This is a genomic window from Kitasatospora sp. NPDC056731, assembly GCF_040687675.1.
Classification (GTDB): domain Bacteria; phylum Actinomycetota; class Actinomycetes; order Streptomycetales; family Streptomycetaceae; genus Kitasatospora.
In genome coordinates, this window is sequence record NZ_JBFBNR010000008.1 from 29,805 (window position 1) to 52,539 (window position 22,735).

Annotated in this window: 24 protein-coding genes; 17 read left to right on the plus strand and 7 right to left on the minus strand. The window is 71.4% G+C overall.

The window, feature by feature from the left end; translation table 11 throughout:
* Positions 1-24: 24 nt before the first annotated feature.
* The 7 genes from AB0R04_RS10240 to AB0R04_RS10270 are packed head-to-tail and all read left to right on the plus strand — an operon-like array spanning position 25 to position 7,299.
* A complete protein-coding gene (locus tag AB0R04_RS10240) occupies positions 25-1,068 on the plus strand; it encodes a UDP-glucuronic acid decarboxylase family protein (protein WP_363369808.1) in 1,044 nt (347 codons plus the stop codon).
* Positions 1,065-1,943: a glycosyltransferase family 8 protein gene (locus AB0R04_RS10245; RefSeq protein ID WP_363369810.1), complete on the plus strand. Its 879-nt coding sequence runs from the start codon at positions 1,065-1,067 to the stop codon at positions 1,941-1,943. Before AB0R04_RS10240 ends, AB0R04_RS10245 begins: the two co-directional genes overlap by 4 nt.
* The gene (locus AB0R04_RS10250) at positions 1,940-3,496 is read left to right on the plus strand and encodes a glycosyltransferase family 2 protein (protein ID WP_363369812.1); all 1,557 of its coding nucleotides are present in this window, start codon (positions 1,940-1,942) and stop codon (positions 3,494-3,496) included. Before AB0R04_RS10245 ends, AB0R04_RS10250 begins: the two co-directional genes overlap by 4 nt.
* A complete protein-coding gene (locus AB0R04_RS10255) occupies positions 3,493-4,137 on the plus strand; it encodes a hypothetical protein (protein WP_363369814.1) in 645 nt (214 codons plus the stop codon). Before AB0R04_RS10250 ends, AB0R04_RS10255 begins: the two co-directional genes overlap by 4 nt.
* Complete coding sequence (locus AB0R04_RS10260; RefSeq protein ID WP_363369815.1) at positions 4,134-5,096, plus strand: Gfo/Idh/MocA family oxidoreductase; 963 nt, start codon at positions 4,134-4,136, stop codon at positions 5,094-5,096. The genes AB0R04_RS10255 and AB0R04_RS10260 overlap by 4 nt, the downstream gene beginning before the upstream one ends.
* Complete coding sequence (locus AB0R04_RS10265; protein WP_363369817.1) at positions 5,083-6,051, plus strand: aminoglycoside phosphotransferase family protein; 969 nt, start codon at positions 5,083-5,085, stop codon at positions 6,049-6,051. Before AB0R04_RS10260 ends, AB0R04_RS10265 begins: the two co-directional genes overlap by 14 nt.
* A gap of 39 nt (positions 6,052-6,090) precedes the next feature.
* On the plus strand, positions 6,091-7,299 hold the full coding sequence (locus AB0R04_RS10270; protein WP_363369819.1) for a DegT/DnrJ/EryC1/StrS family aminotransferase: 1,209 nt from the start codon (positions 6,091-6,093) through the stop codon (positions 7,297-7,299).
* On the opposite strand, the gene AB0R04_RS10275 is transcribed toward AB0R04_RS10270, so the two are convergent.
* The 4 genes from AB0R04_RS10275 to AB0R04_RS10290 all read right to left on the minus strand — a co-directional run bounded on the left by AB0R04_RS10275 (position 7,289) and on the right by AB0R04_RS10290 (position 10,163).
* Positions 7,289-8,347 (minus strand): homoserine kinase, encoded by a 1,059-nt coding sequence (locus AB0R04_RS10275; protein ID WP_363369821.1) that lies wholly within the window; start codon positions 8,345-8,347, stop codon positions 7,289-7,291. The two genes, AB0R04_RS10270 and AB0R04_RS10275, sit on opposite strands and share 11 nt — an antisense overlap.
* Before the next feature lie 159 nt (positions 8,348-8,506).
* A complete protein-coding gene (locus AB0R04_RS10280; protein WP_363369823.1) occupies positions 8,507-9,295 on the minus strand; it encodes a restriction endonuclease in 789 nt (262 codons plus the stop codon).
* On the minus strand, positions 9,292-9,960 hold the full coding sequence (locus AB0R04_RS10285; protein ID WP_363369825.1) for a restriction endonuclease: 669 nt from the start codon (positions 9,958-9,960) through the stop codon (positions 9,292-9,294). Before AB0R04_RS10285 ends, AB0R04_RS10280 begins: the two co-directional genes overlap by 4 nt.
* Positions 9,960-10,163: a hypothetical protein gene (locus tag AB0R04_RS10290; protein ID WP_363369826.1), complete on the minus strand. Its 204-nt coding sequence runs from the start codon at positions 10,161-10,163 to the stop codon at positions 9,960-9,962. The genes AB0R04_RS10285 and AB0R04_RS10290 overlap by 1 nt, the downstream gene beginning before the upstream one ends.
* A 942-nt stretch (positions 10,164-11,105) precedes the next feature.
* On the opposite strand from AB0R04_RS10290, the gene AB0R04_RS10295 reads away from it, so the two are divergent.
* Both AB0R04_RS10295 and AB0R04_RS10300 read left to right on the plus strand, forming a co-directional pair.
* The gene (locus AB0R04_RS10295; protein ID WP_363369828.1) at positions 11,106-12,401 is read left to right on the plus strand and encodes an HNH endonuclease; all 1,296 of its coding nucleotides are present in this window, start codon (positions 11,106-11,108) and stop codon (positions 12,399-12,401) included.
* A gap of 63 nt (positions 12,402-12,464) precedes the next feature.
* Positions 12,465-13,577, plus strand: coding sequence for a TniQ family protein (locus AB0R04_RS10300; protein WP_363369830.1), 1,113 nt, complete (start codon positions 12,465-12,467; stop codon positions 13,575-13,577).
* A 37-nt stretch (positions 13,578-13,614) separates the two neighbouring features.
* On the opposite strand, the gene AB0R04_RS10305 is transcribed toward AB0R04_RS10300, so the two are convergent.
* Positions 13,615-14,526, minus strand: a complete 912-nt coding sequence (locus AB0R04_RS10305; RefSeq protein WP_363369831.1) for a TniQ family protein — start codon at positions 14,524-14,526, stop codon at positions 13,615-13,617.
* 483 nt (positions 14,527-15,009) lie between these two features.
* Here AB0R04_RS10305 and AB0R04_RS10310 point away from each other — a divergent pair, with 483 nt between their 5' ends.
* Positions 15,010-15,246, plus strand: a complete 237-nt coding sequence (locus AB0R04_RS10310) for a toxin-antitoxin system HicB family antitoxin (protein ID WP_063347592.1) — start codon at positions 15,010-15,012, stop codon at positions 15,244-15,246.
* Complete coding sequence (locus AB0R04_RS10315) at positions 15,243-15,665, plus strand: fic family toxin-antitoxin system, toxin component (protein WP_350886206.1); 423 nt, start codon at positions 15,243-15,245, stop codon at positions 15,663-15,665. Before AB0R04_RS10310 ends, AB0R04_RS10315 begins: the two co-directional genes overlap by 4 nt.
* A 106-nt stretch (positions 15,666-15,771) precedes the next feature.
* Here the strand turns inward: AB0R04_RS10315 and AB0R04_RS10320 are convergent, their stop codons facing one another.
* On the minus strand, positions 15,772-16,632 hold the full coding sequence (locus AB0R04_RS10320; RefSeq protein ID WP_363369832.1) for a GNAT family N-acetyltransferase: 861 nt from the start codon (positions 16,630-16,632) through the stop codon (positions 15,772-15,774).
* 311 nt (positions 16,633-16,943) lie between these two features.
* Between AB0R04_RS10320 and AB0R04_RS10325 the strand changes: the two genes are divergently transcribed.
* From AB0R04_RS10325 to AB0R04_RS10350, 6 genes are all read left to right on the plus strand, one after another.
* Positions 16,944-17,915 (plus strand): ATP-grasp domain-containing protein, encoded by a 972-nt coding sequence (locus tag AB0R04_RS10325; RefSeq protein ID WP_363369834.1) that lies wholly within the window; start codon positions 16,944-16,946, stop codon positions 17,913-17,915.
* Positions 17,912-18,718, plus strand: coding sequence for an alpha-L-glutamate ligase (locus tag AB0R04_RS10330; protein ID WP_363369836.1), 807 nt, complete (start codon positions 17,912-17,914; stop codon positions 18,716-18,718). The genes AB0R04_RS10325 and AB0R04_RS10330 overlap by 4 nt, the downstream gene beginning before the upstream one ends.
* A 132-nt stretch (positions 18,719-18,850) precedes the next feature.
* Positions 18,851-19,681: a putative RNA methyltransferase gene (locus tag AB0R04_RS10335; RefSeq protein WP_363369838.1), complete on the plus strand. Its 831-nt coding sequence runs from the start codon at positions 18,851-18,853 to the stop codon at positions 19,679-19,681.
* A gap of 94 nt (positions 19,682-19,775) precedes the next feature.
* Complete coding sequence (locus tag AB0R04_RS10340; RefSeq protein ID WP_363369840.1) at positions 19,776-21,128, plus strand: ATP-binding protein; 1,353 nt, start codon at positions 19,776-19,778, stop codon at positions 21,126-21,128.
* A 27-nt stretch (positions 21,129-21,155) separates the two neighbouring features.
* Positions 21,156-21,563: a nucleotide pyrophosphohydrolase gene (locus AB0R04_RS10345; RefSeq protein WP_363370057.1), complete on the plus strand. Its 408-nt coding sequence runs from the start codon at positions 21,156-21,158 to the stop codon at positions 21,561-21,563.
* A 165-nt stretch (positions 21,564-21,728) separates the two neighbouring features.
* Positions 21,729-22,352: a DUF6099 family protein gene (locus tag AB0R04_RS10350; RefSeq protein ID WP_363369841.1), complete on the plus strand. Its 624-nt coding sequence runs from the start codon at positions 21,729-21,731 to the stop codon at positions 22,350-22,352.
* Here the strand turns inward: AB0R04_RS10350 and AB0R04_RS10355 are convergent.
* Positions 22,295-22,534: a hypothetical protein gene (locus AB0R04_RS10355; protein WP_363369843.1), complete on the minus strand. Its 240-nt coding sequence runs from the start codon at positions 22,532-22,534 to the stop codon at positions 22,295-22,297. The two genes, AB0R04_RS10350 and AB0R04_RS10355, sit on opposite strands and share 58 nt — an antisense overlap.
* Positions 22,535-22,735 lie beyond the last annotated feature (201 nt).

Genomic DNA, 22,735 nt, shown 5'->3' on the forward strand with positions numbered 1-22,735 from the left:
CCGACGACCTGGAGGACACGCACCGTGCCACGCCTGCAAGCACCACCGATTCTCCCGCGCGATCCGGCAGCCTCGGCCGAACACGGCGTCTTCGCCCGCCGCACCGCGGTCGTCACCGGTGCCGCCGGGTTCATCGGCTCGCACCTGTGCGAGCGACTGCTGGACCTCGGGGCCGAGGTGGTCGGCGTCGACAACCTGCTGACCGGCCGCCTCGACAACCTCTCGCACCTGCGCTCGGCCGGCGGCTTCCGATTCCAGACCGACGATGTGACCCGGCCCTTCAAGGTGGCCGGTCCGGTGGACTTCGTCTTCCACCTGGCCTCGCCCGCCTCGCCGCTGGACTACGCCCGCCACCCGCTGGCCACCTTGAAGGTCGGCGCGATGGGCACGCTCAACGCCCTGGAGTTCGCCGACGCCAAGCACGCCCGGTTCCTGCTCGCCTCGACCTCCGAGGTGTACGGCGACCCGCTCGTGCACCCGCAGCCCGAGCAGTACTGGGGCAACGTCAACCCGGTCGGGCCCCGAAGCGTCTATGACGAGGCCAAGCGGTACGCCGAGGCACTGACCTCCTGCTTCCAGCGCACCGGCAGCACCCGCACCCGGATCGTGCGGATCTTCAACACCTACGGCCCTCGGATGCGCGCCGACGACGGCCGCGCGGTGCCCGCCTTCATCCAGCAGGCACTGGCGGGAGAGCCGATCACCGTGGCCGGCGACGGCAGCCAGACCCGCTCGCTGTGCTTCGTCGCCGACACCGTCGAGGGCCTGCTCGCCGCAGCCACAGCGGACCACCCCGGCCCGGTGAACCTCGGCAACCCGCACGAGATCACCATGCTCCAACTCGCCGAGGAGATCCGGACCATGACCGGCTCCGTCTCCGCCGTCACCTTCATTCCGCTGCCCGCCGACGACCCCAAGCGCCGCTGCCCCGACATCACCGCCGCCCGCGCCCACCTCGGCTGGGAGCCCACCACCCACCTGCGCGACGGCCTGCGCCAGACCCTCGACTGGGCCCAGCAGCACTTCCCCCGCCAGACCGCCGCCTCCACCGGAAGGAGCGCCTCGTGAACACCTCTCCGCGCCCGCTGCCCGCGATCGTCTGCGGAGTCGACGACGGATACGCCCGCCCGCTGCGGACGCTGATGCACTCGATCGCCGCCGCGCACCCCGGCACCCTCGGCGAGCTTCGCCTGATCGTCCTCGACCAGCAGATCAGCGACGCCAACCGGAAGGCCATCCGGCGCGACGCCGACCGCACCGGCCTACGTACCGAGCTGCGGCCGGCGCCGGTGACCGACCCGCGCTACCCCGTCTCCGACTGGGTCAGCGGCGCCGTGTACGTGCGCCTGGCCATCCCGGAGGTCATCCCCGACGAGCACCGGGTGCTGTACCTGGACGCCGACACCGTGGTGCTCGGCGACCTCCGCCCGCTGCTTCGGCAGTCCCTCGACGGGCGTCCGGTCGGCGCGGTGCGCGACCCGCAGAACCCGGTCATCGGCCGCGGCATCCAGCTGCCCGGCTGGGAGAAGCTCGGCGTCCCGTACGGCCGGGACTACTTCAACAGCGGCGTCATGCTCATCGACCTCGAGCGCTGCCGGCGGCTCGGCGTCTTCGAACGCTCCCGGCAGTTCCTGTCCGCGCACCCGGACAAGGTCCGCTTCTGGGACCAGGACGCCCTGAACTGGGCCGTCGACGACAACTGGCAGCGGCTGGACCGGCGGTGGAACACCTTCGCCATGTCGCCGCAGGCCGCCCAGGCCGGCTTCATCCACCACGCCGAGGCCGACAGCCCGCTCGCCCAGTTGCTGGAGGACGAGAAGACCGCCGCCCTCGTGCACTTCGCCGGTCCCGACAAGCCCTGGCAGGACACCTATCCGGCCGGCGAACTCCGTGACACCTACCGCCTGTTCCACGACTACGTCGCCGACGGCGGTACCGAGTGAACACGCGAGAGCGCAAGCCGCTGCGGCGGAGCGCCACCTGGTGGATCGCCGCCGCTGTGGCCGCGCGCAACATCAACGGGCTGCGGCAGGTCCGCCGAACGCTGGCCTGGGCCGACCAGCCCGTCCGGGCCGGGAACCGAAGGGCGGTGGAGCCGATGGTGCTGCACGTCGTCGTCCCGGTGCTGCGGGAGCAACAGCAGATCACCGCCGCTCTGGCCTGGTTCGTCCCGCTCCTGCGCGACTTCCCCGGCTCAACGCTGACCCTGGTGACCACAGCCCGCGAGGAGGCCGAGCGCCAGCACCTGGCCGCCCGGCTGGCGGGGGCGACGGCGGCCGACCTCACGGTGGAGCGCTTCCCGCAGATGACCGGCGACGAGCTGGCCGCCCTCGGCAAGGCCCTGACCGGCACCGGTGAGGGCACACTGACCGATGCCGTGGCTGCCGAGGTGCTGTCCGGCTTCCCCACCACGGCGGACGTCGTCACGGCGGAACTCGCACGGCTGCCGCAGTCCGACCCGTTGGTCCGGCACGTCCACTACCGGGGCGACGGGCGCAAGGCCGCGCAGGTCAATGCCGCCGTCGAACAACTTGCCATCGCCGACGCGGACCAGGAGTACATCGCCATCTACGACGTGGACTCCCGCCCGAGCCGCGAGCTGCTGGAGCGGACCGCCGAGTTCCTAGCCCGCCGCCGGGCCGCCGACGGTGAACCCCCATGCGTCGTTCAGCAGTCCGCCCGCTTTGCCACCCAGAGTGCGGCCGGCGCCTGGTGGGAGCGGAGCCTGTGCCGAGGCGCCGCCCGCGCCCAGACCCTGTGGACCCTCCGCCGAGAGATCCCCAACCTCCGCCAGCACGCCGACGCCACCCGCCGCCCGCACACCGGCCCCCGGCTGCCAGGGCTGGCCCAGACCGTCGGCCACGGCCTCCTCGTTCGCGCGGACGTCTTCCGCCAGGTCGGCGGCCTGCCCACCTTCACGGTGCTCGACGACGTCGCCTTCGGCTACCGGCTCACCCTGGGCGGCATCCCGGTGGACAGCTCGCCCTTCACCACCACCGTGCCGGCGGCCGAGCACCTGAGCGAGTTGCTGGCCCAGAGCGAGCGCTGGTTCCAGAGCTACCTCGACTACCCGAAGTGCGCCGCCCGCTGGCACGCCGAAGGCCACGGAAGCCGCCGCGACCACGCAGCGGCCCTGACCATCGGCGCCTACCGGGGCATGGCCTGGCTGCTGGTCTCGCCCGCCACCGCCATCTGCCTGGCCCTCGCGCTCGGCCCGCGCACGCGCCCGCCCGTCCGGGCAGCGGCCGCGACGGCGCTCTGGGCGGCCACCGTCGCGCCGGTCCGCGCTCTCGCCGCAGCCAAAGGACACCCCCTGACGGGACGGGAGACCGCCGTGCGGAGCGCGGAGACGCTGGCCGGGCTCCTGCTCAAGAGCGTCGGCCCGCTGACCGCCCTCGGCCGCTGGGCGGCCACCGGTACCCGGCACACCGCGCTCGCACCCAAGAGCAACCGCCGCACCACCCCATCCACCACCACGGACAGGGAGTTCGTGTGATCCTCGGCATCGAGGGCGTCAGCTGCGTCGGCAAGACCACACTGGCAGCCCAGCTCGCACCCCACCTCAACCGGCCCGCCGTCATCCCCTGCTACTACCACGCCAGCCCCGACCCCACCCTGCTGCCAGCCCCCGAGCCGTTCACGGCCGAACATCAACTGTCCAACATCGCCCAGTTCCTGGACGTCGAGGACCTGCGGCTCACCCGGGCCAGGCAGGCCCTCTCCGAGGGCCGGGATGTGATCCTCGACCGCACCGTGGACACCCTCCTCGCCCACGTCCACGCTGTCGGCCGGATGCACGGCTTCGACTGCGACGACCAGGCCCGGAGACTGGTCACCAGCCGTCCGGTGGCGATGCCCCAACTGACGATCGTGCTCACCGCCGACCCGGACGTGCTCGCCAGCCGGGCCCGCCTGCGCAAGGGCATGCCGACGATCTTCTACGACCGGCACTTCAGCGAGCACTTCAACGCCTACCTCACCCGCCCGCTCGCCCCTGCCGTCGCCCTGCTCGACGCCACCAGCGGCTCGCTCGACGACCTCACCGCCCGCGCCCTGGACCACGTCCACCGCCACCGGGCCGCCGAGCGCCGCCCCGGCCCGACCCTGGGGCCGCACCCGTTCAAGGAGGCATCGTGAAGGCCGCGATCATCGGCTGCGGTGCCATCGCCAGCCGCTGGGTCCGCTCCCTGCTCGCAGACGGGCGCATCGAGATCACCGCCCTCGTCGACCCCGATCAGCAGGCCGCCCAAGTACTGGCCGACCGCTACGAGCTGAGCCCGATTCTCGCCACGACACTCCCCGGCGCTCTCGCCCAGACCGATCTCGACGTCGTCGTCAACCTCACCCCGCCCGAACTCCACTACCCGGTCAGCCGATCGGCGCTCGCCCAGGGCCTGCACGTCCTGACCGAGAAGCCCTTGGCCCTGAACCTGCCCGACGCCCTCGACCTCGTCCACCTCGCCCGCGACCGCGGCCTGCTGCTGGCCGTCATGCAAAACCGGGGCGCCGACCCGGACTTCCTCGCCTTCGCCGACACGGTCCGCTTCGGTGGACATGCGCCGTTCGCCGTCACCGCGGACACCCTGGTCACCTTGCCCGGCCCGGGATTCCGCGCCGGCCAGCACCTGCCCGTCACCACCGACCTTGCCGTCCACGCCTTCGACCAGGTCCGCGCGCTGATCACCGCGCCGCCCACCGAAGTCACCTGCAGCGAGACGGCGACCGGCTTCCTTGCGGCCCACAGCTCGATCGCCACGGTCACCGTCCACTTCGCCGACCGCTCCCTTTTCACCTACCGAGGCGGGTACATCGTCGGCCCGGCCCTGCGAACCGATGCGAACGGCGACTGGCGGGTGGAGGGCCGGGGCTTCACCGCCCGCTGGGCCCCGGACCCGGGCCGTCAACGGAACGAGGCCGGACCGCCGGCCTACCAGCGGTGTATCACCGCCATGGTCGACACCCTCCACAGGAACGGCCCGCTGCCGGTGCCCGCCGCCGACAACCTCGCCTCCATCGCCCTGCTGGACGCCGCCCTAGCCTCCGCCACCCACCGCCGCCCCGTCCCTGTGCCGGAGGTGTTCGATGCCCGCCGCTGACACGGTGATCAGCCGCCCGCACCCGCTGCTGGTCGACGCGCTCACCGCGGCGGGGTTCGACGCCGCCGGAGCGCGCTTCACCCCGCTCAAGGCCGGAACGGACAGCCTCCCCTTCGCGGTCACCACCCACGGCGGTGACGAGCTGGTCGTCAAGGTCCGTCGCGCGGGTAGCCGCTCGCGCTACCCGACCGCCGCCTGGGCCTCGGCCCGCATGCGCGAGGCCGGCGTTCCGGCCGCCGAGGTCTTGTGGCACAGCCGGGAGGCGTGTGTGGAGTCCCGGTGCCCCGGCCGCCCCGTCGAAGCCGAACCGCCCACACCGCAGGACCTGGACGCGGCGACTCACGCGGGCGAGGTGCTCCGGCACCTGCACAACATCGAGGTCGGCAGCTTCGGCCAACTCGACGGCCACGGCGTCGGCCAGCACGCCACCATCCAGGGCTGGTTCCTCAGCCTCGCGCCCCGCAGCCTCCCGAGCGTCGATGGCCTCGACCTGCCGGGGTTGCTGCACCGGACCCGCTTCATCCTGGACGTCGGAGCTGGCCGCCTGGCCCAGGGCCCACCCCGGCTCCTGCACGGCGACTGGGTCGGCCGGCACCTGTTCACCGACGGCCGACGGATCACCGGCGTCGTCGACCTGGAGAGCGTGCGCGGCGGCGATCCGTTGGCCGAACTCGCCGGGTGGTCGCTGCGCGAACCGGCCCCGATGACCGAGGCCCTGCTCGACGGCTACTTCGACGGCCCAGTCCCGGCAGACTGCCTGCTGCCGCTGGTCCTGTTCCGCCTGCGGATCGCCTATTCGCTGCTGCAGTTCCACGCCTCCTGCGACGAGCCGGACATGCTCCGGCTGCGGGTCGCCCAGCTCCAGGCCGACCTCGACGACCTCGACGACGGTCACCTCGCCGTCATTCCGAGAGTCACACCGGACGCCGGTTCGAACGCGCGTCGCCGCCCGTAACCCGCTGCCTCTCGCTCGCCCCGCCCGGAAGGACATCTCGTGAACGACCCCGCCGTCACCCTCCCGTTCCCCCGCGAACCCAAGTACGGGCAAGCCGAGAAGGACGCCGTCCTCAATCTCCTCGACGACGGCCACCTGTCCGAGATCAATCTCGGCCCGGCCACCAACGGCCTCGAAGCCGCCTTCGCCCGTCTCACCGGCACCCGCCACGCGCTGTCGTTCAACTCGGGCACCGCCTCCCTGCACGCCGCCCTCCACGCGGTCGGCGCCAGCCCCGAGGCCGGTGTCGCCGTCTCCCCGATGACCTGGGTCTCCGCCATCACCGCCGTCTTCCAGGCTGGCAGCTACCCGGTGTTCTGCGACATCGAGCCGGACGGCCCGAACATTGCCGCCACCGCCGTCGCCGAGGCTGCCAGCACGTGCTCGGCGGTCCTGGCCACCCACACCTGGGGCGTCCCCGCCCGCATGGACCAGCTCGCCGCCGCGACCGAGCTGCCGATCGTCGAGGACTGCTCGCACGCCCACGGCGCCCTCTATCAGGGCCGCGCGGTCGGCTCCTGGGGTGCGGCCGGATGCTTCAGCCTCCAGGAGTCCAAGGCCGTCTCCGGCGGCGAGGGCGGCGTCCTGACCACCATGAACCGCCAGGTCTACGAGCGGGCTCTCACCCTCGGGCACCACCCTGCCCGCCTGGCTGCGGAGCTCACCCTGCCCGACCTGCTGCCGTTCGCCACCACCGGCGCCGCCTACAAGTACCGGATGCCCGCCCTCTCGGCCGTCATCGCCCGCCAGCAACTGCGGTCGCTGCCCGACCGGATGCTGGCCGCCGAACAGAACCTCGCCACCCTGCGCAAGGTGCTGGAGGAGTACGACGCGCCCGTCACCTGGCCCGCGATCGGCGAGCTGTCCGTGCGCGGCTGGTACGGCACCCCGCTGACGATCAGCGTCCGCGTGCCGGACCCGGCCGGACTGAGCAAGCGGTTCAAGGCGGCCGGCGTCCCCGTCCGCTCCCTGTACGAGGACTGGACCCAGGCCCCGCTCCTCCAGCGCCCCGAGCTGGCCGCCCGCTTCTGGCCGCACCTGGCCCGCAGCCCCTACCGGCCGCCGACCAGGGACGAGCTGCCGTACTTCCACAAGGCGATGCGCCAGATGATCGTCCTCAAGGTGCCGCAGATCCTGGCCCCGGACTACATGGAGCAGGTCGCCGAGGCCCTCGCCGCCGTACTGGCCCGGACCGTGGTCACGGCATAGCGGCGAACGCCTCCTGCACCGCCTCGCGCCGCTCGGTCCACCAGGCCAGGAAGCGCTCGGCGGGCAGGAACAGGTGGTCGCAGGAGTGGTCGTCACGGTCGTAGTGGAAGTCCAGCTGCCAGTAGTCCGACATGCGCTTCCACCACAACCGCTGCACCGCGTCCGCCAGCGCCGGCACCGGGATCGGCACCACTGATCGGTAGCCAGCCACGAACGCGGAGGTCCGTTCCAGGTCGAGGAAGCCGTCCTCGCCGCCGAACTGCACGGTGGCGGTGCGGGCGACCTCCTCGCCAAACGGGCGCACGCGGATACGGTCCCAGTCGATCACTCCGGCGATCTTGCCGTCCCGCCACAGCACGTTGCGGTGCTGCACGTCACCGTGCGTCCAGCCCACCGGGCCGGCCGCCACCTCGGTGGTGGGGTGAAAGTGGGCGTACCTGTCGAGCAGTACCTTGCGCTCGCCCAGTGCCTGGGCGGCCTCGGTGTCGAAGGCCGTAGGGCAGTCCAGGGCAGCGATCAGCGTGAGGAAACGGTCCGCTTCGACGCGCGCCCAGTACGGGGTGATCACCGGGGCTGCCGGGGGCTCCGACGGCGGCGGCAGCCGGGTGGTCCGTTCGTCGTTCAGGCTCCGGTGGATCTGACCGAGCAGGACGCCGAGGTCTCCGGCCTGGTCCAGCGTGAGCTCCGTCCCCGGCTGGTGGCTGCCCTCCAACCAGGGGATCAGGCAGTAGCCGCGGTCCGCGACCTCTGCCACAGTCTCTCCGGAGGAGGTGGCCATCGGCCGTCCGACCGGGACTCCAGCGTTGGCCAGCTCGGACAGGACCGCGAGGTTACGGCGGGCGAGCGGCAGCGGCACGTCCATGATCCGCTTCAGTGCGAACGCGCCGTCGGCCGTCTCGAGCCGCCAGTTGCCGTTCATCAGGCCGTTGGGCAGGAAGCGGCACGCCTGGACCTCACCGAGCCCGAAGGACTCGCCGAGGACCACCAGGTCCTCCTCGATCTTGCTGTAGCGCGAGCCACACGAGGCGTTGTCCATCGCTTCCGTCACCCAATGCAGGCTAGCGGAGCATGGAGCCCGGCGAGACCGGTTCGGCCCACCGCCCGCCCGGTCGAGCTCAGACCGGCGCGGGCTCTCGACCCACCGGGTGGCCCCAGGCTGGGCGGTGCAGGTGTAGGCCCCCTCCGGGCTTGGGGCGGGGCGGGCCTCTCACTTGCGGCGGGCCCTCTTGTGGTCGCGGTCGGAGGGGTGACGCTTGGGCGCGGGAAGGTTGTCGATCAGGTCCCACAGCAGTCCGCCGCCGGCCGCCCACGTCTCCAACAGGTGCCGGTCGACGAGATGGATGCCGTGGGTCTTGCCCCACGGGATTGCCTTGGAGGAGAAGCCTCCGTTGGTGATGATGAGGGCGAACGTGGCGCCGTGGACGGGCTGGGCGGTGCCTTTGACCTGCTGGAGAACCGGAACCCCGATCTTCTTGCCGGCAGCGCCGTCACGCCGGTGTTTGACCTGGACGGCCCAGATCCGCCCGTCCGGGTCCACGGCCCGCACGTCGCAGGCGTCGTCCCCGCCGCCGCCGGTCCGCTCTGCTCGGAAGCCGTCGCGGCGCATCAGGTCCCGCACCGCGTACTCGAACCTGCGGTAGTGGAGGGCGTCGAGTTGCGCGAGGGAGTACTTCAGCCCGGTACGACGGAGTCGCTCCTCCCACTTCTGGCGGCCCTCCCGCCGGTAGCCCCACACCGCGAAGAGGAAGCACGTCGGCCCCAGCACGGTGGTGGACGGCCACCAGATGCTGTCCAGCCAGTTGCCGAGCACCACGATTCCGGCGATCAGGGCCAACCCGCCCAGCACCGCGGTGGCCACCATTGCCACCTCCGGACAGCCCCAGGTGTCGTCCAGAGCTGGATCGCCGGACGATCCCGTGGTCTCGCCCACCGGGTCGCTGTCCAGCACGTCGTTCACCGACTCGGCGGCGAGCACCGAGGTCCTGGTACTCATCATGCCGCCGCTCCGAGCCGACCGCGTCGGGACAGGTGCAGGAGGTCGGGCAGGGCGGTGCCGTCCTCGGCCCAGCGTCGCAGGCCGTCGCGGTCCACCCAGTGGATGCCGTACTTGTCGCCCCACGCCTTGGCGTCGCGGGTGAAGGAGCCGTTGGTGACGACCACCGCGACATCGGCCCGGTGCACGGGCTGGGCGGTGCCCTTGACCTGGTACATCACCTGGGAGCCGACCTTGCCGCCGACCTTCGTGTGTTTGGCCTGCACGACGATTCGGCCCCACCGGGCATCCTGGCCGATCACGTCGGCGGCCTGGTCACCCTGTTGGCCGACCTGCCGGGCATCGATCCCGTCGCGCAGGAGCAGGTCGCGCAGGGCGAACTCGAACTGCTTGTCGTCCATCGCGTCGAGCTGGGCAAGGCTGAGCCGCAGCGAGGCCAGCCGCTCGCGGCGCGCGGCCGCACTCACGCGCCGAATCCACCACCAGGCCGCAAGGCCCACCGCGCTGAGAGCGGCCAGGACCACGAGCAGGGGCAGGCCGTTGGTGACCACCCACCGCAGGCCCTGCGCGGCCCACGACACTACGACCAGCGCGATAACGACGGCGGCGACGCGTTCGGCGGCGGTACGGGGTGCCCGCAGCCCGAGCCGGCGGAGCTTTCGGCGCATCAGTGGCCCGCCGCCGGGGCGGAGGCCGGGGCGGTGGTGCCCGGGTTCGTGTTCGTGGTGGTCGACGAGCCGCCGCCCTGCCCGTACAGCCACAGGCCGCCGACGACGATGGCGGCGACGAGCCAGCCGCTCGTCTTGTTGATCCTCGGCCGCGGCTTTCGGCGGATGTGACCCTTCACGTAGGTGTATCCCTCGGGCACCATGCGATTCCCTCCCACAACGGCGCTCCGCCCAGCGCGGCCCGCCCCCGGAGAATTGGTGTAGCAGCGGGCTCCGACAAAACCTGACGGATCGCCAACAATGATCATCGGGTTCAGCGTTAACCAGCCACTGGCCCGCCTGCCAGGGGTTAGCCCCAGGGCAGGGTGCTGACCAGTGCCGATACCCCGGCATGCCGAGGCTGCTCGGCACCGCTGCGGCACCACGCCACCACTGGCACCGGGGTCTGCGGACCGTCGATTGCCTGCGGAGCGACGCGAATCGGTCCTGCGGCTCTCTCAGGCACCTCGGTCGGCGTAGATGGCGCGTTCACGGCGGCGCACGCCAGCGTATGGTTGCCGCGCGCTTGCGCAGGCAACTGCCCGTTGCTGCGGGCGTCGTAGCCGCCTCATGGTTCTCGGTGAGGGTCGAGAGCGACCTGTGCGAAGCTCTTTACTGCCTTAAGCGTCGGCCGTCGGCAGCAGACTCGACGTCCGCCGAGGTGAGTTTGGCGAGTGGGCGCTCGACTGAAGCACCGGCCACGACCGCGACGGCGGCGATGCCTGGCAGGCCCGACACGCGCTGTGCCGCGAGATGGTCGACTCCGCCGCAGCCTCCGTCGACCCCGGCCACCTCTTCACCGTGGATTGACGCGAGGACTGGACGCCTTGGATCACCACCACCGGCCTGCGGCCCGGGCCCAACGCCCCAGCATCCGATCCCGTGCGACGCGTCGGCATCGTATCCGGCCGCGACTGCCCGGGCACCGCCCCCGGGCTGGCGTTCATCACCGAGGCCAGCCGCGGCGGCTTCCAACCAGCCCCACCCGGGACGCACCGCAGCAGGGCGGTATTCCGAGGAGTTCCTATTCGGATTGGGGTTCATGTCCGCCCGCTGAGCTAACGTCAGCGCCCACGCAGCGCCCACCACCGAGAGAGAAGAGCCACATGGCCGTCAGCAAGCGCCTCCGGTTCGAAATCCTCCGCCGTGACAACCACACGTGCCGCTACTGCGGAGCCACGGCCCCCGACGTGAAGCTGACAGTCGACCACGTCACCCCCACCGCCCTCGACGGAAGCGACAGTCCGGAGAACCTCATCGCCGCATGCGAGCCCTGCAACAGCGGCAAGTCCTCAGTCCCCGCTGACGCGGCCATCGTCGCCGATGTGGCCCAGGACGCCCTGCGCTGGGCGGCAGCGCTCAAGCAAGCCGCCGCCGAACTCGAAGCGCAGGAAGCGCCCAGGCTTGCCTACAGGAAGAGTTTCCAGCAGGCATGGGAAACGTGGACGTACGAGAGCGGCAGCCAGCGCTTGTCAACCCCGCTCGACGAGAACTGGCGCACCAGCATCGAGCGCTTCCGGGTAGCCGGCCTGCCCGTATCGGTGTGGCCCGACATCATCGAGACGGCCATGACGAACCCCACGGTCAAGCTGCCCAACGTTTTCAAGTACGTGTGCGGCATCGCGTGGCGCATGATCGACGGACTTCAGGAGCGTGCCAAGGCCATCGTCAGCGCCGAGGACAAGTTGGCCTCTGATGGCGATGAACGCGACCCGATCGCCGAAGCAGCCGTTGACGTGTGGGTCAACGAGTGGCCAGGCAGCATAAGCAACGACCAGGGTCGGACCTTCTCGGCCAGTGTCGCGCGATGCCGCGAAGACGGCGGTGAGGAGCCTCATCGGCTCCTGCAGGGAGCGCAGTTCGCCGCCTGGTTCCATCTCACCGACGTCACCGAGGCCCTCGCAGCATTCGATCGTAGTGAGGTGCTCGAGGCATGGTCGATGTCCTGGCTGATCAAGGCGGGCGAGTACCCGCCTACCGATCTGGTCGACCGGGTCAAGGACCAGTGTGACGAGCTGCTGAACGAAGGCGTGTACGTCGTTCGCGTCCTGCGGGCCGCCGTCTATGCAGGTGCGCATCGCTCCTCGAACCTCTACTTCGGCCTCGGCGAGGCAGAATTGGCGATCACCAAGAAGCCGGCGTTTTTCACCCGCATGTGCGAGATCTGGGCCGAGGCGTTCTTCTCCACTGCGACGCGGTGGCCGAGCCGAGATGAGGTCGGGGCCTTTCAGGACGGGGTGCTTCGCGCAGGCCGGGAGTACGAGTTCGCGGTTCAAGACCTGTTCACAGCCGCTGCTTGGGCGGGCGCGTACCAGGACTCTGACATCAAGACCTGCCTGCCGTACTACGGCTCGACTCTGGGAGCGGCCAGTCGACTTCCCCTCGGCGTGAGCGGTAGCTGATGCCCTGGAGCCGATGTCGATCTGAGTCCAGCCCGCCGCTAAGACACGGGGAGAACGGTCACCATGCTGCAGGAGATGACGTCGACGGTGCCTCGGCGGTTGGCCTCGGTGCCGTTGCCGTTGGCGGGCGAATCACTGCATAGCTGGGTTGAGCACATAGCGGCAACCTATGAAATCGGTCGCAGGCATGCCATGTCACTGCTAGGTCTGGAAGTGGAAAACAGTGCCGGCAGACGCCTTGCCTATCGCACTATTCAGCTCACCACCGCCCAAGCAGCCAACGTGAGCGCCGCCACCGGTCTGACCCTCGATGAGGTTTTCGCGATGACGCTCAGCCCCTTGTATGTCGATGACAAGGGTCAGCGGATACCGGACCTGTGGATCAACGCAGGAGGCAGGAACAGCTTCCGCTCCACTAAGGTACTAGGAGGAGTCTGCCCGAAGTGCCTGCATCAGAAGGACAACCGGTGGCCTCTGCTCTGGTACAGGAGATGGTCGGTGATCTGCCTGGAACATTCCTGCTACTTGGTACGCGAATGCACTGGATGTGACGCGCCGATCCAGCCCTGGAGATTCCGGGACAGGAGTCCGGGTTTGTGTACAGGGCCGATGCCGGTGAGCCCGAGCCTCCGGCGGCCTGCCGCTGTCGAACGCACCGGCACCCTCTGGTGCGGAAAGCCATTGAAGGAGCTTCCGGTGCTTCGCACCCGTGACCGCGTCCTGTTGGAGATCCAAGCGTGGCTCAACACCTTGCCACTCGTCGATGGCCCAGGGCAGGAATGCGACCGGGCCGCAGAGAACGACTTCAACGTCCTACTCAAACTGGTCTCGTGGCATGCTGAGCCCCGCCACCTTGCCGGGGCCGACAAGGCAGTCCGTGAGGGCTTCCCCGCGCGAACCCGGTCCAGGAAGGCCACCAACTCCTTCCCTGGCCTTGGGATGGCCGGCATGGTCCGGATAGCGGGACAGTTGGCCATTTGCGAGGACATGGACGAGGCGACACGATGGCTTCTGGGCAACGAGGAAGTGGATTCACCGCGGCCGCACCCCGATCATCCGTGGGACGACAACGACATCTGGCTCTTCCTCCTGGGGAGCCAGCGTCTCCAGTCGATCTTGAAGCTTTCACTGGGGCCGATTTCTTATGACAAACTTACCTGGCGCCGGGATCTCTGATCGGGTCGGCGGATCTGGCAGGTTGGCTGCGCATGATTCAGGAAGGCCAGCCGCGAGAGAATTTGGAATTCTCCTGTACTGCCTCTACGATTGACCTGATTCGCTCGCCTGAGTGGACAGGTGGCCGAGTGATCCAGGAACGGCGGAGCGGTCGAACGGCAGGATCTGCCGGATGCTTTCTGAGATCGGCCAGCGAAAGGGCGGCCTGCAGAGGGTCGTCTGCGAAGACGATCTGGGATGCCACGCGCAAACACCCGGTGAGAACCAGCATTCCAGGGTGGAACCGATCCCTCTCTCTCATGAGCCTCCCGTGTTTCACGAAGTATCTTCGAGAAAAAGAAGAAAAGGCGTCATGTATCACTGGATCGGCGCCGTCCAGATTTGCTGGAGTCGCTAGGAACAAGGCCATCACGGCGATTTCCGAGAGATCTTGGAAGTCGGCACGGGCTCGGTCGAGTGAAGCCTCGCTGTCGGCCTGGAGATGCTCTAGGAGCAGCTTCTGGAGTCGAATCAGCTCGGGATCCCGCAGCGGTGGCGCTTCTGCGTCCCGGAAGCGCCCAGGACAGCGAAGACCCGGGTCGGCTCCGCGCTCCCGAGCAGCACGGCCACAGACCCCTCGTGCGAGGCTGACTTCGGCGGGCCGAACCTTCATGCGGCACGCCGGACAGATAGTAATCAGATAGCACCTGTGAATGAGGCAGCAGAATACCCAGGGCAGCGACCAGGCCAAAGGCCACCTTCCATCGTCGGCGGCGACGCACCCTGGGCAGAAGCGGAGCTCGGTGTGATCGACCCAGGGCTCGGCTGCGACGCCGCGTCCGGACGATGAAACGGCACGCGTCGGGCTTGTCCGCAACGCCGTCCCCACGAAGCGGTTCAAGGTCAAGTTCCTGGCCTCGCTGCCCGACAGCCCCTGTCGCGGCTTCGATCCGAGTCGTGGTCTCGTCATCCAGGCTGAAGACGGGCGAACGTGTGGAGGTGAGGGAGAGCCGGGCGGGCGCTTCGTCGACAGCTATGACCCCGGTGGCCTGGGCGGCTTGGTCCCGGCTGACGTCGAAGTCAAGCGCGACCGCATCGAGCCAACTCAGGAGAGACTCGCCGGGCCGAGGAAGCGGAACCGAGGACAGCCGTCGCGGGAGGGGGCGAGGCCATGGCAGGCCGGCGACCGCAACGAGTGACGGCCGGGTCTGCGGGGCACCCTCATCATGCGAGTTCACGCGTCACAGGATCCCAGGAAGCCTCGCATCGAAGATCAAACACTCCCTGTAGTCGGGAGGCGCTCACTGAAACCTTTGGTGCGGTACTGAAGAACCTACTGAAATGAATCTTGCGCTACTGAAGTCTTTCGCGCCGTCCGACAGTGGGGGTGGGCGCTCCGTCCGGTGTGCGTGCGCCCTTGTTGTGCTAGCACTTCAGCGCTAGCTTGAGATTCATGGGTAAGAAGCAGCTGAACGTCCGGGTGGACGCCACGACCGCGGAAATGGCCCGGGAACGGGCGGAGCAGCAGGGGATCAGCATGAACCAGTACATCGAGCGCCTGGTCCAGCAGGACATGGGCGAGGCGGGGCGGGCCTTCGTCGACGCCGCCGCCCAGTTCATGAAGGAGTACGAGACGGCCTTCCTGGCCGAGTTCGCGGAGCCGGGCGACCTGAAGGACGTGCGCCGTTGAAGCTGGAGGTCGACCTCTCGTGGCTGCTCATGACCGCCGAGCAGTACACGCCCGGTGACCCGCAGGTCACCGACTACGGGTCGTTGCTCGCGGCCGTCGCCCGGCACCAGGCCGAGATCTTCGACATCGACGTCTACCCCGAACCGCAGGACCGCGCCGCCGCCCTGATGCACCAGCTGATCCGGGTGCCGGCCCTGGAGAAGACCAACGAGCTCTACGCGACCGCCGTCGCCTACGCCTACCTCGTCGCCAGCGGCTGCACCGTCGCCACCACCGCCCGCGAGGTGCGCAGCCTCGCCCGGGCCATTCGGGAGGGGCGGCTCGGCGTGTCCGGGGTCGCCGAACGGCTGGCGGGGTGGGTCGTCGACGAGGCCGAGGGGGAGGGCGTCAGCGGGGCGGAGGACGAGGACGACGACTGACCGGGTGGGCTCCTGCCCGGTCGCGTCGTCCTCGCCCTCCGTTCCTGAGGGCTCTCGTTGGTGTGGTCGGGGGGTCGGCCGGTCTGCGGGTCAGTCGGCCTGCGGGTCAGTCGCCGGGCCGGTCCGGGGCCGGCTCGGCGATCAGGGCCGTCGCGAACGGGCGGAAGCCCGCTCGGCGGTAGATCCGGGCGACCTCCTCGTCGGCGGCGGACAGGAACACCGTCCGCACGCCGTTCGCCCGCGCGTGCGCGACCAGGGCCGCGGTGACCGCCAGACCCAGCCCGCGCCGCCGCGCGACCGGCAGCGTCCCGACCCCGGCGACCTCGGTGACCGCGCCCACCGGATTGTGCTGGCCCGCGCACAGCGCGGAACCGTCCTCCACCGCGGCGGCCAGCACGGTGGCGCCGTCGGTGATCCGCCGTGCGATCCGCTCCACCGCGCCCTCCGCCGTCAACCGCCCTGCGGCCTCGGCCAGTTCGGCCGCACCCACGGCGCCCACGCCGGTGCCCGGCTCGGCGAACGCCAGGTGCGGAACGGCGACCGCCGACGCCAGCTCCGGCGCGTCCGCGCCCAGGACCTCCACCCGCACCTCCTCCGGCAGCTCGGGCGCCGAGGCCGGCTCGTCCTGCGGGCCCAGCACCAGCAGCGGGTGCTCGTGCACCGCGAGCCCGGCCGCCTCCACCGCGGCCCGCAGCTCCGGACTCCGCTCGGCCACCCACTCGAAGGCCTCCGGCTCGCCCAGCTCCCGCTGGCGGGCCAGCACCCGCAGGACGTCCTCGGCGGTGGTGGCGGGGCCGTCGTGGTCGAGCGTGGGGCGGGCGTAGTAGGGCCAGCCCGCGCCCTCGCGGACGAACAAGGTCAGCGGGCCGAAGTCCTCGGTCCGCGCGGCGCTGCGCGGCACCGCGTCGTAGTAGCGCTCGATCGCGTCGAGGAGGGAGTGGTCGGGGGCATGATCAACAGAAGTCACGGCGTGCATCCAAGCAGGGGCGTCGGCGGCCCGCCACCGCATTGTTCCCGGGCTTCGTGCCGGGGGCGCCGGTGACGGTGTGACGGACGGTGGCGGTGCCTCGTGCCGGGGGCGGTGGAGGGCGGCGGCGGTGCTTCGTGCCGGGGGTGGTGAAGGGCCGGGGCGGTGCGGGCGCCTGATTGTTGCTGAACGCTTACCGGCTCGCAGCGATCTTGTGCGTATACCGCGTGGCATGCTGATGCCTTTACAGCTCTGCCGAAGGGGGACGGCGGACGTCCGCACTCGGCTTGGCAAGGGGGGAAGACAGGCCCATGAGGCTCTGCTTTCTGGTGGAGGAGCACTACCGGCACGACGGCATGCCGCTCGACGTGGCACGCCAGCTCACCGCATGGGGGCACCGGGTGGACGTGCTGCGCCCCGGGGACTCGCTGATGGCGATATCCGAGGCGATCCGGGCCGGCAGCCACGACGCCTGGGTGCTCAAGACCGTCTCCGGCGGGCCCGGGCTCACCCTGCTGGACGCGGCCGCCGCCGTCGGTCTCACCACCGTCAACGACGTCCGCTCCATCCGCGGCGTCCGCGACAAGGCGCTCGCCTCCGTCATCGCCAGCACCCGCGGCCTGCCCGTCCCCGTCACCTACGCCACCGCCCGCTGGGAACGGCTCGCCGAGATCCCGGCCGCCGAGTACCCGCTCGTCGTCAAGCCCGCCGACGGCAGTTCCGGGCGGGCCGTCCGGCTCGTGCCCAGCCCCGACCACCTCCTCGACCTCGGCCCCGAACTCGCCGACGAGGGGCTGTTGATCGCCCAGCCCTACGTGCCCAACTCCGGCACCGACCTCAAGGTGTACTGCGTCGACGGCGAGCTCTTCGCGACGGAACGTTCCTCCCCGCTCCACCCCGGGCAGGGCGTACGCGAACGGCAGGTCCCGTTGCCCGGGGAGGTCGCGCGGATCGCGGCGCAGGTCGGCGAGGTGTTCGGGCTCGACCTGTACGGCGTCGACGTGCTGCTCGGGCCGGACGGGCCGGTGGTCGTCGACATCAACGACTTCCCGAGCTTCCGCCAGGTGCCGGACGCGGTCGCCAGGGTCGCCCGGGCGGTGCTGCGGCTCGCGCGCAGCGGGACGGCCGTGTCGGCGCCCGCGCCCGCACTGGTGCCGGCGGGTGGCGGCGCGGGGTACGGGCAACTGGGCTTCGGTGGTGGAGAGTTCGGCGGATCCGGCTTTGACGGAGCTGGCTTTGACGGGGCCGGCTTGGGCGGGTCTGGCCTGGGCGGGGCGATATGAGGATCGGCCTGATCACCGCCGACCCCGGACACCCGGTGCTCGCGGCGACCGCCGCCCTGCTGGCGGACCGGCACGAGGTGACGATCGTCGACCCTGCTGGACCGGCAGGGCAGTCGCTCGCCGACGTCTATCTGCTCAAGGCCCACACCCGTCGATCCCTTTCACTCGCACAAGAGTTGGAGCGACGCGGGGCGCCTGTCATCAACTCGGCCGCGGCCACCGAACTCTGTCAGGACCGGGTGCGGATGGCCGAACTCGCGCGCGCGGCCGACCTGCCCTTCGCGGCCACCCGCGACGCCGGGCGGCTCGCCGAACTCGCCGATCCCGCCTACCCGTTCGTCGTCAAAAGCCGGCACAGTCGGCGCCACGACCTGGTCGCCCGGGTCGACGGCCCGGCCCGGTTGCGCGAACTCGTCGCGCGCTGGCCCGACGAGCCCGTCGTCACCCAGCCGTTCGTCCCGGGGACCGGCTGGGACCAGAAGCTGTGGGTGATCGACCGGCAGGTGTTCGCCGCCCGGCGGCGGTCCGAACTCGCCGACAGCGAAGGGGAGTCGGGGCAGGGGCAGGGCTGGGAACCGCCCGCCGACCGGGCCGCCCTCGCCCTGCGCGTCGGCGAGGTGTTCGGGCTCGACGTCTACGGCGTCGACCTGCTCGACGGGCCCGCCGAACCCGTCATCGTCGACGTCAACGCCTTCCCCGGCATCCGTGGCCGGCCCGGCGCGCCCGAGGCGCTCGCCGCCCTCGCCCTGCGCGTCGCGGCGGAGCGCGGGCGCGGGCGCGCCGCGCAGGGGCGGGGCCGATAGGCCGGGCAGCGAGGCCGGGCGGGGTCGGGCCGGGCAGCGGGGCCGGGCGGGGTCGTTAGGCTGGTTACTCAGGGCCACCGGACCCGCGAAACCCCCGGGCACCCGGGCTGAACGGCGAGAGAAGACGGAACGTTGCTGCAGGACATCGAGCACTACCTGGCCTGCCCCCACTGCGCGCAGGCCCTCACCCGGCACGAGCGCGCCCTGCGCTGCCCCGCCGGCCACAGCTTCGACCTCGCCAAGCAGGGCTACGTCAGCCTCCTCGCCGGAGACGCCCACACCGGCACCGGCGACACCGCCGAGATGGTCGCCGCCCGTGCCGACTTCCTCGCCGCCGGCCACTACCGGCCCATCGCCGACGCCCTCGCCGAGGCCGCCGCGGCCGCCGACCCCGAGGGCCTCGTCGCCGACCTCGGCGCCGGCACCGGCCACTACCTGGCCCACGTCCTCGACGCCCTGCCCGGCCGCGTCGGCGCCGCCCTCGACATCTCCAAGTTCGCGCTGCGCCGCGCCGCCAAGGCCCACTCCCGGATCGGTGCCGTGGTCTGCGACGCCTGGCGGCCGCTGCCGCTGCGCGATGCCTCCGCCGGGCTGATGCTCAACGTCTTCGCCCCGCGCAACGGGCCCGAGATCCGCCGCGTGCTGCGCCCCGGCGCCACCCTGCTGCTGGTCTCGCCCACCGCCCGCCACCTGCGCGAACTCGTCGGCGCGCTGGGCCTGTTGTCGGTCGACGAGGAGAAGCAGCGGCGGATCGACGAGAAGCTCGGCCCCTACCTGACCCCTGCCGGGCAGCGGCAGGTCGAGTTCACCCTGCGGCTCGGCCCGGACGACGTGCGCACCGTCGTCGGCATGGGCCCCAGCGCCTGGCACACCGACCCGGACCGCCTGGCCGCCGCGCTCGCGGAGCTGCCGGACCCGGTCGAGGTGACCGCCTCCGTGACGGTGGCCGCCTACCGGCGCTGAACGTCGGGCGCGCGCGGGGTGTGGCCGCCACGTTGGGATGAATCTGCTGAGCAGGCACGTTTCTGCCGACCGGCCTGCGGCTAACGTCCGACGGGTGAACCGCGACGCCACCCGGCCCGCCGCGCCGGCCCACCCCCGACCGAGCGCCCCGGGGCCCGATCGGCCATCCGTAACACGTCCCACCGTCGAGGAGCTCCGGCTCACCTCGTTCAAGTCCTACCGGCGCGCGGTCCTGCCGCTCGCGCCCCTCACCGTCCTGCACGGGCCCGCCGGCGTTGGCAAGTCCAACGCCCTCGACGCACTGGCTGTGCTCTCCCGGCTCGCCCTCGGAGAGGAGATCGCCGACTCCTTCGACGGACTGCCCGACCGCACCGGCCCCCTGGCCAAACCCGTCCGAGGCGGCCTGACCGGGTGCGTCCCGCACGGGCGCGACGCCGTCATCCTCGGCTGCACCGTCCGCTCCCCGCACGGCCGCATCCGGCTCGACGTCGTCGTCCGCACCGACGGCCCGGTGCGGATCGCCCGCGAATCGCTCACCCTGGACGGCCGCACCCTCGTCGACACCGGCGAACAGGACGTCCGCAAGCGGCGCGTCAACGTCTGCTGGCACAACGACACCCGCCAGGGCGACATCCGGGCGCCCTTCCCCAGCGGCACCATGATCACCGCGCAACTGCCGCTCCGGGTGGCCGGCTCCTCCCCGGGCGAACGGCAGGTCCTCGCCGCCACCGAGGACCTGCTCACCGCGCTGCGCGAGGTCTTCCCCGTCCACCCCGTCCCCGCCCTCATGCGCGGCTGGGCCCGGCCCGACCCGCAGGCCCGGCTGCGCAGCAACGCCGCCAACATCTCCGCGGTGCTCGCCCGGCTCGGCAACGAATGCCCGCGCCGCTACGGGCAGCTCCTGCGCGCCGTCCAGTCCGCCGCCCCGCACCCGCTGCTCGGACTCTCCCTCGCCCACCGCGGCAGCGGGCCCGACCAGCGGGTCCTCGCGGTCTTCGACGAAGGCGTCCTCGGGCGCACCGGGGCCGACCAGGCCTCCGACGGCATGCTGCGCCACCTCGCGTTCGCCGCGGTGCTGCTCACCGGGGCCGGGGTGCTCGACCTCGACGTGGCCGCCGAGGTGCCGTGGGCGCACCGGCAGCTCACCGTGCTCGCCGAGGACCTCGGCGCCGGGCTCGCCACCGAACAGACCGCCTCACTGCTACGGCTGGCCCGGGACATGTCCGGGCGCAACCAACTGCGCGTCCTCGCCGCGCTTCAGGAGCCGGCCGCGGCGCGGGAGGCGCTCGGCGCGCCCGAACCGCGGTCGGGCGCGGCCGTGCTGGTCGAGTGCCGGCGCGACCCGGACTCGGGGCACACCGTGCTGCGGCCCGAGACGACCCGGGTGCCGGCCCAGTGCGGGCGCGGGGACGGCGCGGACCCGGGGGCGGACGAGGTGGACGGGTGAGGTAGACCTGGACGGGTGAACGAACGAGTGACGAGGCCGGGGGAACCGGCCGGGCCCACCGGGCCGACCTTGGAGGCCCTGCGGCAGCGGCTGGCGGACTTCGCGGCGGCCCGGCGCTGGGAGCCCTTCCACACGCCGAAGAACCTGGCGGCCGCGCTGAGCGTGGAGGCCGGCGAACTGCTGGAGATCTTCCAGTGGTTGACGCCCGAGCAGGCGGCCGCGGTGATGTCCGAGCCGGAGCGGGCCCACCGGGTGCGGGACGAGGTCGCGGACGTCCTCGCGTACCTGGTGCAGTTCTGCACGGTGGTCGGGGTGGATCCGCTGGAGGCCCTCGCGGCCAAGATCGAGCGGAACGAGCTCCGCTTCCCGGTGCCGGACGGACCGGCGGACGCCGACCCGGACGGGGCGGGTGTCAACCCGGACGTGGACGAATAGTCCTTGTGAGGGACGGGAGTTATCCACAGCCCCGGACTTGTCCACAGCTTTCCCGATGACGGATGCGGCCTCGCCGACTTCGCCGCACGCTTTCGCCGTGACCACCTGACCGCCCCTCCGGCGGTCGTGGTCCCACGGCGACAGCGAGCGGAAGGAGTGGCGGCCATGGAGGCGCTGCGACTGATCAAGAGGGCCCGGCACGCCCTGGCCGAGGCCAGGCACGTACCGGATGTGCTGGCCGAGGCGCGGCAGGCCGCGCTGCTCACCGAGGCGGTGGGAGCCAGGTTGGCGGAGCTGGACGACGACGAGCTCACCGGGCTGGGGCAGCAGCTGTCCGAGGCCGCGGCGCACGCGGCGGTCTGCCTGGAACGCTCTGTCGTCAGGGCCGCCGTGCTGAGCGGCGGCCGGGCCGGGCGGCTCACCGAACTCGGCGAGCTGGAACCGACCTTGGGTGCGCTGGACGGGCTGCTGCGGGACGTCGGGGAGACGCTGGTGGTGCTGGCCTGCGGGGCCGACACCGAGAGCCTCTACTGGACGTGCATCGACGGCGTGGACGCGGTGTCGGAGTGCAAGGATCTGGCCGGGCGGCTGTGGAAGACGGCGGGCAGGCTGGAGGAAGAGGAGGGCGCGGTGCTCGGCGGGGCGCCGGCCGAGCGGGGCTCGCCCTTACTCGTGGTCCGGCTCGGCCCGCCGGACGAGGGCGGGCCGACGGGGGAGGAGCAGGCGCCGGACTATCGGGTGCCTGGCGTGGCGGGAGCGTCGGAGGAGGTGTCCGTACCGGTGGGATAGGTGGCCGGGCCGTCCTCCCGGATGCCGGAGGACGGCAACTCGGCGAGATCCGCGGTCACCGAGGCGAGCAGTTCCTGCATCTGTTCCAGCAGGCTCTTCTGCGCGGCGGGCCCGGACGAGGTACCGGCGGCCGAGCCCGCCGGGCTGCTCGGGAGCTGCGGCGTGGCAGTTGGTTGGGACATGACGGGACCTCTTCGGATCGGTAGTGCGGCGTGAAGCGGCCGACGGTGGCTCGGCCCGCGCAGCGGGGGTGCCTGATGCCTCGCCACCGAGGCACACGCCCCCGCTGCAGCAACCAACGAACCGCTCCGGCGGCCAGTCGCCGCGCCCCACCCGATGTGGCCCAACTCCGTTACACCGTAAGCCTCCCGGGCGAGCCCGGC